Raw genomic sequence first — 13924 nt, forward strand, 5'->3', positions numbered from 1 at the left:
GGCCCGGGAACAGTGCGGCCCGTCATCACCCGGCATGACAAATGTCAGACGCCCGCGGCCGGGACCCGGCCGCGGGCGCACGAAAAGACCCCGGTCCGAGGAGGACCGGGGTCTGATTCCCGAGCGGACGACGAGGCTCGAACTCGCGACCTCAACCTTGGCAAGGTTGCGCTCTACCAACTGAGCTACGTCCGCATTGCCCCCGACCGGCCTTCACCGATCGGTGCGAGCACCAGCCTACCTGATCCACATCCACAGGAGTGACCCTGTGGACGGTCGGTGGGCGATGCAGAGCGGGTGACAGGAATTGCACACTGCGCCTTCCCCCTGGAAGGGGGATGTTCTACTACTGAACTACACCCGCGTGTTCCGTGAGCCGGGCCTTTCGGCCTCGCCCCTCGGCGTGCTCCAGACTTTAGCTGATCACCCGGGGTGCTGCGCAAGTCGGTTGGCGCGAGGGGCGGCTGAGCGGCCGTCGGGCGCGTGGCTCACTGCGCCGCGGCGAACGCCTCGTACACCTTCTTGGGGATACGGCCCCGCGCGGGCACGTCCATCCTGTTCGCCTGCGCCCAGGCCCGGACCGCCGCCGGGTCGGGGGCGACCTCCGTCTGCCGGTACGCCTTGCCGGACCGCGACCGCTTGCGGCCGGCCGACACGTACGGTTCGAGAGCCTTGCGCAGTTTCCGGGCATTGGCTTCGTTCAGATCGATCTCGTACGTCCGGCCGTCGACTCCGAAGGCGATCGTCTCCGCCGCTTCCGAGCCGTCGATGTCGTCAAAGAGAGTGACTACGACACGCTGCGCCACGAATATCGGTCCCTTCGTGCGGCATCTCCGCGATGACGTGCCGAGACGCCGCGATGATGCCGACTGTTCGCCTGTAATTGGGCAAAGTATCGGCTAATGACATTTCATTTGTACAGTGCCCGGCATTGCAATGGGAAGCTCGACTAAATCCTTCAGCGTGTCCGGCGCGCAATAGGAGTCGGTGCTCGATCCGGGATCTTTCCCGAAGTTTTTCGTGACCGTCTCCCGCCGATGCCGAATCGTGACAGGGGTCACGTACTTTCCTCCAAGGCTACGCGCGTAGAAATTTGGTACGGGTAGTCTGAAGGAACCTGCTCAGCACCACACACCGGGAGTGCCAGTGGCACGCGTCGTAGTCAACGTCATGCTCAAGCCGGAGATCCTCGACCCCCAGGGCCAGGCGGTGCAGCGCGCACTGCCGCGGCTGGGTTTCGAAGGGATCTCCGACGTTCCGCCAGGGAAAGCGATTCGAACTGGAAGTGGACGGGCCGGTCGACGAGGCCACCCTCGCCCGCATCCACGATCTTGCGGAATCCTTCCTCGCCAACACCGTCATCGAGGACTTCGTCGTCAAGGTCGAGTCCGGGGACGCGGTCGCGGAGGCGGTGAAGTGACCGCTCGTATTGGCGTCGTCACTTTCCCCGGCAGTCTCGACGACCGGGACACGCGGCGCGCGATCCGCGTCGCCGGTGCCGAACCGGTGGCCCTGTGGCACAAGGACAAGGACCTGAAGCAGGTCGACGCCGTGGTGCTGTGCGGCGGATTCTCGTACGGCGACTATCTGCGCGCCGGTGCCATCGCGCGCTTCTCGCCGGTGATGGACACCCTCATCGACCGGGCGCGGGCCGGCCTGCCGGTGCTGGGCATCTGCAACGGCTTCCAGATCCTCACCGAGGCCCACCTGCTGCCCGGCGGCATGCTCGGCAACGACCACCTGCACTTCATCTGCCGCGACCAGAAGCTCCGGGTGGAGAACGCGGACACCGCCTGGACCGGCGACTACACCGCCGGCCAGGAGATCCGCATCCCGCTGAAGAACATGGACGGCCGCTACGTCGCCGACCGGCGCACGCTGGACGAGCTGGAGGCCGAGGGCCGGGTCGCGTTCCGCTACGTCACGAGCGGCGACGCCGCCGACGGATGCGGAAACCCGAACGGCTCGCTCAACGACATCGCCGGCATCACCAACCCCGCCGGGAACGTGGTCGGCCTCATGCCGCACCCCGAGCACGCTGTCGAGCCGCTGATCGGTACGGGCCGTACCGACGGCCTGCCGTTCTTCACCTCGATCCTCAAGAAGCTGGTCAACGCATGAGCCGGACTCCTCTGGACACGGTCGAGCACGCGGCCGCGACCCCCGACGTCGAGCTGCCCTGGGCCGAGCTGGGCCTGAAGAAGGACGAGTACGAGCGGGTGGTGGAGATCCTCGGCCGCCGCCCGACCGGCGCCGAACTCGCCATGTACTCCGTCATGTGGTCCGAGCACTGCTCGTACAAGAGCAGCAAGGTCCACCTCCGCCAGTTCGGCGAGAAGGCCCCGCGGTCCGAGGCGATGCTCGTCGGCATCGGCGAGAACGCCGGTGTCGTCGACGTCGGCCAGGGCTACGCGGTCACCTTCAAGGTCGAGTCGCACAACCACCCCTCCTACGTCGAGCCCTACCAGGGCGCGGCCACGGGCGTCGGCGGCATCGTGCGCGACATCATCGCGATGGGCGCCCGCCCGGTCGCCGTCGTGGACCCCCTGCGCTTCGGCGCCGCGGACCACCCGGACACCCGGCGCGTCCTGCCCGGCGTCGTCGCCGGAATCGGCGGCTACGGCAACTGCCTGGGCCTGCCCAACATCGGCGGCGAGGTCGTCTTCGACGCCTGCTACCAGGGCAATCCGCTGGTCAACGCCGGTGCCATCGGCGTCATGCGGCACGAGGACATCCACCTCGCCAAGGCGTCGGGCGCGGGCAACAAGGTCATCCTGTACGGGGCACGCACCGGCGGCGACGGCATCGGCGGCGCGTCGATCCTGGCGAGCGAGACCTTTGACGACGCGAAGCCCTCCAAGCGCCCGGCCGTCCAGGTCGGCGACCCCTTCCAGGAGAAGCTCCTCATCGAGTGCACCCTGGAGGCCTTCGCCGAGAAGCTGGTCGTCGGCATCCAGGACCTCGGCGCGGCGGGCCTGTCCTGCGCGACGAGCGAGCTGGCGTCCAACGGCTCAGGCGGCATGCGCGTGACGCTGGACGACGTACCGCTGCGCGACTCGACGCTCTCCCCCGAGGAGATCCTCATGAGCGAGTCGCAGGAGCGCATGTGCGCGGTCGTGGAGCCGGAGAAGGCCGACCGCTTCCTGGAGATCTGCGACAAGTGGGACGTCATCGCGACCGTCATCGGTGAGGTCACCGACGGCGACCGGCTGGAGATCTTCTGGCACGGCGGCAAGATCGTCGACGTCGACCCGCGCACGGTCGCCCACGACGGCCCGGTCTACGAGCGCCCCTACGCCCGCCCCGAGTGGCAGGACGCCCTCCAGGCCGACGACGCGAACAAGCTGCCCAGGCCCGTGACCTCCGACGAGCTGAGGGACCAGGTCCTTCGGCTGGTCGGGTCCCCGAACCAGGCGTCCAAGCAGTGGATCACCCAGCAGTACGACCACTTCGTGCAGGGCAACACGGTCCTCGCCCAGCCCGAGGACTCGGGCATGATCCGCGTGGACGAGGAGTCCGGCCTCGGCGTCGCCATCGCCACCGACGGCAACGGCCGCTACGCCAAGCTCGACCCGTACACGGGCGCGCAGCTCGCCCTCGCGGAGGCCTACCGCAACGTGGCGACGACCGGCGCGAAGCCGCTCGCGGTCTCCGATTGCCTGAACTTCGGCTCGCCGGAGGACCCGGCGGTCATGTGGCAGTTCGCCGAGGCCGTGCGCGGTCTGGCCGACGGCTGCCTCCAGCTCGGCACCCCGGTCACGGGCGGCAACGTCTCGCTCTACAACCAGACCGGCGAGGCCGCCATCCACCCCACCCCGGTGGTCGCGGTCCTCGGCGTCATCGACGACGTGGCCCGCCGCACGCCGGTGGCCTTCCAGGAGGACGGCCAACTGCTGTACCTCCTCGGCGACACGCGTGAGGAGTTCGGCGGCTCGGCCTGGTCCCAGGTGATCCACGACCACCTCGGCGGCCTGCCCCCGAAGGTCGACCTGGAGCGCGAGCGCCTGCTCGGCGAGATCCTGATCTCCGCCTCCCGCGACGGCATGATCGACTCCGCGCACGACCTGTCCGACGGCGGTCTGGTCCAGGCGGTCGTCGAGTCGGCGCTGCTCGGCGGCAGGGGCGCGCGTCTGGTCGTCCCCGACGGGCTCGACGCCTTCACCTTCCTGTTCTCGGAGTCGGCGGGCCGCGCGCTCGTCGCCGTCCCGCGCTCGGAGGAGGTCCGCTTCAACGACATGTGCGGCGCCCGCGGCCTGCCCGCCACCCGCGTCGGCGTGGTGGACGGCGACGCGGTGGAGGTCCAGGGCGAGTTCACCCTCCCCCTGACCGAGCTGCGCGAGACCCACGACGGCACGATCCCGGGGCTGCTCGCGTAGCGGCGGGACGGATGCGGAAGGGTCGCCCGGAGGTTTCCGGGCGGCCCTTTTGCATGCCCGGCGGCGCACCGGCGCTCAAGGAGCGGCTCGCCGGGCCGGGGGCCGCGGACGGCGGGGCGCTGTTCGCGGGGTCGGCGCGGCTGCCGACGTGTTCGCCGCGCTCGGATATCCGGTGCGGCTGCGGCTGCTGCGCGAGATCCTCGGCGGCCGGCGCACCACCGCCGAGCCGGCCGAGCTGGACGGGGTGGGCGCGACCGGGCAGGTCTACCACCACCTGCGTCGGCTCACCGGCGCCGGCTGGCCGCACACCGCAGTCCGGGGCCGCCACGAGGTGCCGCCGGGGCGGGTCGTAACGCTGTTGGTGGCGCTGTCGACCGCCCCGGAACTGACCGGGGCCGCCGCGACCGCAAACTCGCCTTGATCACCTTCCGGCTCCTGCAACTGGCCTTTCTCCCCCTGGTCGCCGTGGCCGACCGCTGGGGCGGCGGCGCCTCCGGCAGGGTGCGTGAGCCTGTCGTGGTCGTCCTGCCCGTCGCCGGGTGCTGGTCCGCGCTGGACAGCCCGGCTGGCCGCACTCCGAGCCGCGGCGTTCACGCCTGCGGCCAGACCTTCGCCGTCGGCCTCGTCGTCGAACCGGAGCCCGGCGCCGGGCCCGGCTTCCGCGCCCTGTGGCCGCTCGTCCGGCGCGTACGCGACTTCCCGGCGTTCGGCGCCTCCGGCAGGGTGCGTGAGCCTGTCGTGGTCGTCCTGCCCGTCGCCGGGTGCTGGTCCGCGCTGGACAGCCCGGCTGGCCGCACTCCGAGCCGCGGCGTCCGCGCCTGCGGCCAGACCTTCGCCGTCGGCCTCGTCGTCGAACCGGAGCCCGGCGCCGGGCCCGGCTTCCGCGCCCTGTGGCCGCTCGTCCGGCGCGTACGCGACTTCCCGGCGTTCGGCGCCTCCGGCAGGGTGCGTGAGCCTGTCGTGGTCGTCCTGCCCGTCGCCGGGTGCTGGTCCGCGCTGGACAGCCCGGCTGGCCGCACTCCGAGCCGCGGTGTTCACGCCTGCGGCCAGACCTTCGCCGTCGGCCTCGTCGTCGAACCGGAGCCCGGCGCCGGGCCCGGCTTCCGCGCCCTGTGGCCGCTCTCCCGGCGTTCGGCGCCACGCTCCTCGCGGTGGCCGGCGGCACGGTCGTACGGGCCGACGACGGCCGGCGCGACCACCTGGCCGCGACTCGCCGCCCGCTCTGCTCCACCTGATGCTCGTCGAGGGCCCGGTCCGCGAGCCCACCGGGGCCCGCCGCATCGTCGGCAGCCATCCGGTGCTGGACCTCGGCGGCAGCACATACGCGATGTACTCCCACGTCCGGCGCGGTTCCTTCGCAGTCCGCGAGGGCGACCGGGCCAGGTCGCCGCCCGGCGCGGCATCGGCGTCCCCCCCCCCCCCCCCCCCCGCACCGGCGAGATCGTCGAGGCCCCTCGCCGGCCCCCGCGTCCGCATAGGCTCACCGCATGCCCCCGGCCAGAAAGCGCCTCCGCGCCTACGACCCCGCCCGCACCCGCGCCGCCGTGCTCGCCCAGTTCGGCAACGTACGGGCGGCGGTGCGCACCCTCACCCCCGAGCAGCTCGCCCTGCCCACCCGGGTCGGCGACTGGACGGTGCGGGAGCTGGTCGCGCACGTCGGGGCGGCACTGACCGCCGTGGACCGGCTGCTCGGCGAGCCCGAACCCGCGCGTCAGGACGGGCGCCTGGCGGACTGGCCCCTCGCGATCACCGCCGACGCCGACGCCGACGCCGGCACCGCCCGCCGGCTCGCCGCCGAGCACCCCGGCCCCGACGCCCACCTCGCCGAGGCCGAGCGGCGCTTCACCGAGTGCCTCGACACCCACCCGGGCGGCAGGCTGCTCCCCACCGGCGCGGGCGCCCTGCCGCTCGCCGACTACGTCGTCACCCGCACCGTCGAACTGGTCGTGCACACCGACGACCTCACCGCCGCCGTGCCCGGCCTCGACATCCCCTACGACCGGCAGGCCCTGGCCGCCGCCACCCGGCTGCTGGCCGACGCGCTCGCCGTGAAGGCGCCCGGCGGCTCGACGGAGGTGCGGATCCCGCCGTACGCCGTCGTGCAGTGCGTCGAGGGGCCCCGGCACACCCGCGGCACTCCGCCCAACGTCGTCGAGACCGATCCCCTGACCTGGGTCCGGCTGGCGACCGGACGGCTGGCCTGGAAGGACGCCGTGGCCGGGGCGCGGGTGAGCGCGAGCGGGGAGCGGGCCGATCTGGGGGAACTGCTGCCGCTGCCGAGCTGAGGGGAACCGGACCTTCCCCCTCTCCGTCGAATCGGCATGTACAGGCAGAAGCAGCAGCGCAGCATGACCATGACCGTGGCGGCCGTCGCCGCTCTCGTCCCGCTCGCGGCGGCCTGCGGCAGCGAGAAGGCCGACGACGGCAGCGCCTCCGTGGGCGCCGGGCAACGATCCATCACCGGCGTCCAGTGGAGCATCGACAGCGTCACCGTCGACGGCACCACCCACAAGGCGCCGGACGCGGCGAGGGTCTCGATCAGCGACAAGGGCGACGCGTCGGGCAGCACCGGGTGCAACACCTTCAGCGCCCGCGCCAACGTCGGCGACGGGAGCGTCCGGCTCAGCGACGCCACGTTCACCGAGAAGGCCTGCGACAAGACGCCGGTCGACTTCGAGAAGTCCCTCGGACAGACCCTCACCACCGGCTCGCTCACCACGAAGAACGAGGGCGAGCGGCTGACCCTGACCACCTCCGGGGGCGACACCGTCCGGCTGAGCAGGCAGCAGGACGCCCCCCTGGACGGAACGAAGTGGAGCGTCACCGTCCCGGCCCCCGAGGGCCGCGCCCACCTCACCTTCGACCGGGACGCGAAGACCGTCTCAGGCCGCCTGCCCTGCAACCGCGTCAACGCCGACGCCACCGTCAGCGACGGACGTATCACCCTCGGCGCCCCGTCCACCACCCGAATGATGTGCGAAGGCTCACTCATGGATGCCGAGAAGCGGATACTGCGCCTCTTCGGCGGTCCGGTCGACTACCGGATCGATCATGGAACCCTCACGCTGACCAGCGAAGACGGGACGACTGTCCGAGCCGTCGCCGAACAGTGATCCAATCGTGAGCCCATGTCCCCAATTCGGACCAGTGGTCGATCTCGCCTACACTCGGTGGCGTGCCACGTGGTGACGGTCGACTCAATCACGATCTGCTTCCCGGCGAGAAGGGCCCCCAGGACGCTTGCGGCGTCTTCGGTGTCTGGGCCCCGGGTGAAGAGGTCGCAAAGCTCACTTACTTCGGGCTGTACGCCCTCCAGCATCGGGGCCAGGAATCCGCGGGAATCGCGGTCAGCAACGGCTCCCAGATCCTCGTCTTCAAGGACATGGGCCTGGTGTCCCAGGTCTTCGACGAGACCTCGCTCGGTTCGCTCCAGGGTCACATCGCGGTCGGTCACGCCCGCTACTCGACCACCGGCGCCTCCGTGTGGGAGAACGCCCAGCCGACGTTCCGTGCCACCGCGCAGGGTTCCATCGCGCTCGGGCACAACGGCAACCTCGTCAACACCGCCCAACTCGCCGAGATGGTTGCCGACCTGCCCAAGCAGGACGGCCGCTCCACGCGGGTCGCGGCGACCAACGACACCGACCTCGTCACCGCCCTGCTCGCGGGCCAGGTGGACGACGACGGCAAGCCGCTGACCGTCGAGGAGGCGGCCGGCAAGGTGCTGCCACAGGTGCGCGGCGCCTTCAGCCTCGTCTTCATGGACGAGCACACCCTTTACGCCGCCCGTGACCCGCAGGGCATCCGCCCGCTGGTCCTCGGCCGGCTGGAGCGCGGCTGGGTGGTCGCCTCCGAGTCCGCCGCCCTCGACATCTGCGGCGCCTCCTACGTCCGCGAGATCGAGCCGGGCGAGTTCGTCGCCATCGACGAGAACGGCCTGCGTACTTCCCGATTCGCGGAAGCGAAGCCCAAGGGCTGTGTCTTCGAGTACGTGTATCTGGCCCGCCCGGACACCGACATCGCCGGCCGCAACGTCTACCTCTCGCGCGTCGAGATGGGCCGCAGGCTGGCCGCGGAGGCCCCCGCCGAGGCCGACCTGGTCATAGCGACTCCGGAGTCCGGCACCCCCGCCGCCATCGGGTACGCCGAGGCCTCCGGCATCCCCTTCGGCGCCGGGCTGGTGAAGAACGCCTATGTCGGGCGCACCTTCATCCAGCCCTCGCAGACCATCCGCCAGCTCGGCATCCGCCTCAAGCTGAACCCCTTGAAGGAAGTCATCAAGGGCAAGCGGCTGGTCGTCGTGGACGACTCCATCGTCCGCGGCAACACCCAGCGGGCCCTGGTCCGCATGCTCCGCGAGGCCGGCGCCGCCGAGGTCCACATCCGGATCTCGTCCCCGCCCGTGAAGTGGCCCTGCTTCTTCGGCATCGACTTCGCCACCCGCGCCGAGCTGATCGCCAACGGCATGAGTGTCGAGGAGATCGGCGTCTCGATGGGCGCCGACTCCCTGGCGTACATCTCCATCGACGGCATGATCGAGGCGACCACCATCGCCAAGCCGGACCTGTGCCGCGCCTGCTTCGACGGCGAGTACCCGATGGAGCTTCCCGACCCCGAGCTGCTCGGCAAGCAGCTCCTGGAGACCGAGCTGGCCGCCGGGCCCGCGGGAACGGCCGCCGCCGACGCCATCCGTCGCCCGTAGCCGTCCGTCCGCATCACCTGCCGTACGACACGAAGGTTCTCATCGCCATGCCTGACACAACCGGTGCCGGCCACGCCGCGGCCTCCTACAAGACAGCAGGTGTCGACATCGAGGCGGGCGACCGCGCCGTCGAACTGATGAAGGAGTGGGTCAGGAAGACCCGGCGCCCCGAGGTCCTCGGCGGCCTCGGCGGCTTCGCGGGCCTCTTCGACGCCTCCGCCCTCAAGCACTACGAGCGCCCCCTGCTCGCCTCCGCCACCGACGGCGTCGGCACCAAGGTCGACATCGCCCGGCAACTGGGCGTCTACGACACCATCGGCCACGACCTGGTCGCCATGGTCATGGACGACATCGTGGTGTGCGGCGCCGAGCCGCTCTTCATGACCGACTACATCTGTGTCGGCAAGGTCCATCCCGAACGTGTCGCCGCGATCGTCAAGGGCATCGCCGAGGGCTGTGTGCTGGCCGGCTGCGCTCTGGTGGGCGGTGAGACGGCCGAGCACCCGGGCCTGCTCGGCGCGGAGGACTTCGACGTCGCCGGCGCCGGTACGGGCGTCGTGGAGGCCGACCGGCTGCTCGGCCCCGATCGCATCCGTACGGGTGACGCGGTGATCGCCATGGCGTCCTCCGGGCTTCACTCGAACGGGTACTCGCTCGTCCGCCACGTCCTGCTGAACGAGGCCGGCCTGGCGCTCGACGCCCATCTGGACGGCCTCGGCCGCACCCTCGGCGAGGAGCTGCTTGAGCCCACGAAGATCTACTCCCTGGACTGCCTGGCCCTCGTCCGCACCACCGAGGTGCACGCCTTCAGCCACATCACCGGCGGCGGTCTCGCGGCCAACCTGGCCCGCGTGATCCCCGACGCGCTGCACGCCGTCGTCGACCGCTCCACCTGGACCCCGGGCGCGGTCTTCGACCTCGTCGGCCGGACCGGCCGGGTCGAGCGCCTGGAGCTGGAGAAGACCCTCAACATGGGCGTGGGCATGATCGCGATCGTGCCCGAGGAATCGGCGGACATCGCCCTGACGACCCTCGCCGACCGCGGCGTGGACGCCTGGGTGGCCGGTGAGATCACCGACCGCGGCGACCACGACACGGGCGCCGCCCTCATCGGTGACTACGCCGGCTGAAGCTCCGCGGGTAGCACAGAACCCGGTCGGTGACCTGAGTCACCGACCGGGCGGGTGTTCAGTGCGAGGTCAAGCGCCGCGACGTTGTTGCGGGGACTGGCCGTCCTCGCCCTCGTCATCGTCCTCGTACAGGTCGGCGTACCGTGCGTACACGTCGTCGTCCTGCTCATCGTCCTCGAACCGCTCGCCGCTAGGCGGTGGCGGACTCGACGTCGATGCGCCCAGCTCCTCGGCCAGGCGGGAGAGATCAGTCCCACCGCTGTTGTACTTCAGCTGGCGGGCGACCTTCGTCTGCTTGGCCTTGGCCCGGCCGCGCCCCATGGCTCGACCCCCTCAACGACGGGGCTCGACGGCCCCAGAGTCTTGACACGCGTTCATGGTCCGGAACGGGCTCTCCGTGGAGAGACCGGTCCGTAGGGCTTCCACGGTACCTGAGCCCACGCCCATACGGTACGTCGCCCGCAGGACGTGGCCGCGCCCAGAACCTTCGAGGCGCCCCGTCCTCGCTGGTCAACGCCGATTTTAACCACCTTTCGACGGTCGACCCGCCGGGATAAGTGAGAGTTCTCTCCAACTGCCCCCCGACGGGTACCGGTCAAACCCGCGAAGATCACCGCCCGGTACGTGCCTCGGCCATCCGCTGCTCGGCGATCCGGTCGGCCGCCGCGGCCGGCGGAATACCGTCTTCCTTCGCACGTGCGAATATGGCAAGGGTTGTGTCGTAGATCCGCGCGGCCTTCGCCCTGCACCGCTCGAAGTCGAAGCCGTGCAGCTCGTCGGCGACCTGGATGACCCCGCCGGCGTTCACCACGTAGTCCGGCGCGTAGAGGATCCCGCGGTCGGCGAGGTCCTTCTCCACACCCGGGTGGGCGAGCTGGTTGTTGGCCGCTCCGCAGACCACCCTGGCGGTCAGCGCCGGCACCGTGTCGTCGTTCAGCGCGCCGCCGAGCGCGCAGGGAGCGTAGATGTCCAGGTTGGCCACCCGGATCAGCGCGTCGGTGTCCGCGACGGCGACCACCGACGGGTGCCGCTGCGTGATCGCCCGCACGACGTCCTCGCGCACGTCGGTGACGACCACGTGCGCGCCCTCGGACAGCAGGTGCTCCACCAGGTGGCGGCCGACCTTGCCGACGCCCGCGATGCCGACGGTGCGCTCGCGCAGCGTCGGGTCGCCCCACTGGTGCTGGGCGGCGGCCCGCATGCCCTGGTAGACACCGAAGGCGGTGAGCACGGAGGAGTCGCCCGCGCCGCCGTTCTCGGGGGAGCGCCCGGTCGTCCAGCGGCACTCGCGCGCGACAACGTCCATGTCGGCGACATAGGTACCGACATCGCAGGCGGTGACGTACCGGCCGCCGAGCGAGGCGACGAACCGGCCGTAGGCGAGCAGCAGCTCCTCGCTCTTGATCTGCTCCGGGTCGCCGATGATCACGGCCTTGCCGCCGCCGTGGTCGAGACCGGCCATGGCGTTCTTGTACGACATCCCGCGCGCGAGGTTGAGTGCGTCGGTGACGGCCTCCGCCTCGCTCGCGTACGGGTAGAAACGGGTGCCGCCGAGCGCGGGGCCCAGGGCGGTGGAGTGGAGGGCGATGACGGCCTTGAGACCGCTGGCACGGTCCTGGCAGAGCACGACCTGCTCATGACCCCCCTGGTCCGAGTGGAACAGGGTGTGCAGTACATCAGCAGGTGCGCCGGTTACGTCGGTCACGGTGGTGACTCCTGTGCGAGTGCGGCGGGTGGTGGCAGCTCCCGTGCGGGTGGCGGGGACTGTGGCACGAGATTAGAGCCTGGTCGCGCCCGCTCGCCGCCCAGTGCTCAGGATCACCTCCGCACGGAGTACGGGCGTGCGACGATTTGCAGAGGTTCCCGCGCGTTTGTGATCCGTTGCCGCAGGTTTTCGCGGCGGTGCGCGGGGGAGGGAGCAGGCGTGCCCAAGGTGTCCCAGGTGATCATTCCCTACGCGGCTTACCTGCGCGTGTACGAGCCGCTGGCCGCCTTCCCGGAGGCGGAGCGCGGCCACTGGGCCCGCTATGCCCGCCGCCCGGACCTGCCCTCCTACCAGGACGAACTCCGCCGTTCCCTGGCCGATCTGCTGCCCATCCCGCCGGTGGCGGTGCCGGTGCACGAGAGTGCCGACGCCTTCGTGACCGAGGTCGACGGCGTGGTCTGCGTCTGCCCCTGGCGGACCCGGCTGCGCGGCTGGCAGGCCCTCGGGGAACTGTCCGAGGACTTCCCCGAGCCCGTCCTTGACGCCCTGATCCCGCCGGTGGTCCGCCGGCAGAGCGCGCAGGACTACGAACGCTGGCTGGAGCGCAACCCGGATGCCCGGCCGTGGATCCGCACGGCCACCTGGCAGGTGCCGATCAACTGGTTCGTGCTGGTCTCCGACGCCGAGCGGGAGTACGACCGCGGCGGCGGCAGCACCGGGGCGGCCGCGCCGGTGCTGCGCTACCGGACGCCGATGGTGCAGGCCCGCCGGCGGGTGGCGCGGGGGCTGCGGGCCCTGAAGGAGGCCGTGGACGAGGGGCCGCTGATCGACGGCCTGGTGGACGTGGGGCGCTGGCTGGAGGAGTTCCACCCCCGCTCACTGGTGGAGTTGGACTACGGCGGGCTGGTGCACGCCCTGCCGGCCGGGGAGTTGGAGGACGACCACTCGGCGGCGGATGTCGCCGAGGGCATCGAGGCGCTGCGCCACGGCGACGGGGCCACCGCGGGGGAGGCCTACGGGCGGCTCGTGGAGCGCTGGCGGGCGGTCCGGGACCGGCGGTCGGCGAACTGACGTTTGACGTACCGCCCGATGTGGGGTTTGGTCTTCCGATCCGACATGTGCCCGCTGTGGGCTGACGTTTTGCCGACAAGGGACGTAGGTCCCTATCCGGGCGTAAGTGTCAAGCGTGACGGACCGCACGTACATCACTCTTGCGCCCCTTCCCCCTCCTCATGCCAAAATAGGACAAGGAGTCCGGGGAGGGCTCCTTCCGTCCTGCTGTGATGCACTGCGGGCGGAATCTCAGGTTTGCACGCTTTGGGGGATCTGGTGGCTCCTGATCGTCCTGTGACTGATCGTCACAGGGGTGTGACTGTCCGCTATGGCATGGTCCATCGGCTTCCGTCGCTGATGAACACCTGGGAGGGCAATTCCATCGGTTTGGCCGACGCGGCTGGACAGATGGTGTAGTTGTAGTGCCGAGGACAAGCCGTTCGTCCTATAACCGACTCGACCCGCGTCCGCCATTTCGGGCAACGCGGGTCAAGGTGCAGAATTTAGAGGAATGAACCGAGAAGGTTCGGTTCTCCCGAGGAGGCCGCTCATGACCGCTCGCACCCCTGATGCCGAGCCGCTGCTGACCCCGGCTGAGGTCGCCACCATGTTCCGCGTCGACCCGAAGACGGTCACGCGCTGGGCGAAGGCCGGCAAGCTCACGTCGATCCGCACGCTCGGCGGGCATCGCCGTTATCGCGAAGCCGAGGTCCGCGCTCTGCTCGCGGGCATTCCGCAGCAGCGCAGCGAAGCCTGAACAACTGAATAACCGGGCAAAACGGCAGGTCCCCCAATCTGTCGAGGCGCTCGGAACCACAGCTCCAAGCGACGCCGTTCCTGCCCCAACAGGGGTGCGTCGTTGATCGCGCTGGACTCCGCCGGGTCCAGCGCGATCTTTTTGTGTCCGCTTCTGTGCCTGGTGGGTGGGCTGTCGACGGGTTCTGTGAGCGGCCTTGTC

At 70.6% G+C, this 13924-nt stretch carries 11 protein-coding genes, 2 tRNA genes and 3 pseudogenes; 11 read left to right on the forward strand and 5 right to left on the reverse strand.

The annotated features are described in order from the left end of the window. Positions 1–122: 122 nt before the first annotated feature. The 3 genes from AC4IHM_RS17480 to AC4IHM_RS17490 form a co-directional block, all read right to left on the reverse strand. Positions 123–195: transfer RNA gene (locus AC4IHM_RS17480), tRNA-Gly, on the reverse strand. Between the two features lie 97 nt (positions 196–292). Next, positions 293–364 (reverse strand) — tRNA-Gly (locus AC4IHM_RS17485). 124 nt (positions 365–488) lie between these two features. After that, on the reverse strand, positions 489–806 hold the full coding sequence (locus AC4IHM_RS17490; protein WP_490867959.1) for a histone-like nucleoid-structuring protein Lsr2: 318 nt from the start codon (positions 804–806) through the stop codon (positions 489–491). A gap of 340 nt (positions 807–1146) precedes the next feature. Here AC4IHM_RS17490 and purS point away from each other — a divergent pair. From purS to purM, 9 genes and pseudogenes are all read left to right on the forward strand, one after another. Further along, positions 1147–1420, forward strand: a pseudogene (purS, locus tag AC4IHM_RS17495) (phosphoribosylformylglycinamidine synthase subunit PurS). Then, a complete protein-coding gene (gene purQ / locus AC4IHM_RS17500; RefSeq protein ID WP_490867960.1) occupies positions 1417–2121 on the forward strand; it encodes a phosphoribosylformylglycinamidine synthase subunit PurQ in 705 nt (234 codons plus the stop codon). Before purS ends, purQ begins: the two are co-directional and overlap by 4 nt. Then, a complete protein-coding gene (purL, locus tag AC4IHM_RS17505) occupies positions 2118–4376 on the forward strand; it encodes a phosphoribosylformylglycinamidine synthase subunit PurL (RefSeq protein WP_490867961.1) in 2259 nt (752 codons plus the stop codon). The genes purQ and purL overlap by 4 nt, the downstream gene beginning before the upstream one ends. Before the next feature lie 11 nt (positions 4377–4387). Next, positions 4388–4797, forward strand: a pseudogene (locus tag AC4IHM_RS17510) (hypothetical protein). A 521-nt stretch (positions 4798–5318) separates the two neighbouring features. After that, positions 5319–5763, forward strand: a pseudogene (locus AC4IHM_RS17515) (M23 family peptidase); the annotation flags it as partial. A 100-nt stretch (positions 5764–5863) separates the two neighbouring features. Continuing rightward, the gene (locus AC4IHM_RS17520) at positions 5864–6661 is read left to right on the forward strand and encodes a maleylpyruvate isomerase family mycothiol-dependent enzyme (protein ID WP_490867962.1); all 798 of its coding nucleotides are present in this window, start codon (positions 5864–5866) and stop codon (positions 6659–6661) included. Positions 6662–6697: 36 nt separating this feature from the next. Then, positions 6698–7489, forward strand: a complete 792-nt coding sequence (locus AC4IHM_RS17525; protein WP_490867963.1) for an META domain-containing protein — start codon at positions 6698–6700, stop codon at positions 7487–7489. A gap of 62 nt (positions 7490–7551) precedes the next feature. After that, on the forward strand, positions 7552–9078 hold the full coding sequence (purF, locus tag AC4IHM_RS17530; protein ID WP_490867964.1) for an amidophosphoribosyltransferase: 1527 nt from the start codon (positions 7552–7554) through the stop codon (positions 9076–9078). 47 nt (positions 9079–9125) lie between these two features. Beyond that, on the forward strand, positions 9126–10208 hold the full coding sequence (gene purM, locus AC4IHM_RS17535; RefSeq protein WP_490867965.1) for a phosphoribosylformylglycinamidine cyclo-ligase: 1083 nt from the start codon (positions 9126–9128) through the stop codon (positions 10206–10208). Between the two features lie 69 nt (positions 10209–10277). Here purM and AC4IHM_RS17540 read toward each other — a convergent pair whose 3' ends face one another. Together AC4IHM_RS17540 and AC4IHM_RS17545 are read right to left on the reverse strand one after the other, a co-directional pair. Continuing rightward, positions 10278–10529 (reverse strand): DUF3073 domain-containing protein, encoded by a 252-nt coding sequence (locus AC4IHM_RS17540; protein WP_490867966.1) that lies wholly within the window; start codon positions 10527–10529, stop codon positions 10278–10280. A 289-nt stretch (positions 10530–10818) separates the two neighbouring features. Continuing rightward, on the reverse strand, positions 10819–11913 hold the full coding sequence (locus tag AC4IHM_RS17545) for a Leu/Phe/Val dehydrogenase (RefSeq protein ID WP_490867967.1): 1095 nt from the start codon (positions 11911–11913) through the stop codon (positions 10819–10821). Positions 11914–12132: 219 nt separating this feature from the next. Here AC4IHM_RS17545 and AC4IHM_RS17550 point away from each other — a divergent pair, with 219 nt between their 5' ends. Together AC4IHM_RS17550 and bldC are read left to right on the forward strand one after the other, a co-directional pair. Beyond that, a complete protein-coding gene (locus AC4IHM_RS17550) occupies positions 12133–12984 on the forward strand; it encodes a DUF8083 family protein (protein WP_490867968.1) in 852 nt (283 codons plus the stop codon). Positions 12985–13516: 532 nt separating this feature from the next. Further along, the gene (gene bldC / locus AC4IHM_RS17555; protein ID WP_003949541.1) at positions 13517–13723 is read left to right on the forward strand and encodes a developmental transcriptional regulator BldC; all 207 of its coding nucleotides are present in this window, start codon (positions 13517–13519) and stop codon (positions 13721–13723) included. Positions 13724–13924 lie beyond the last annotated feature (201 nt).

Source organism: Streptomyces sp. SL06, assembly GCF_058244745.1.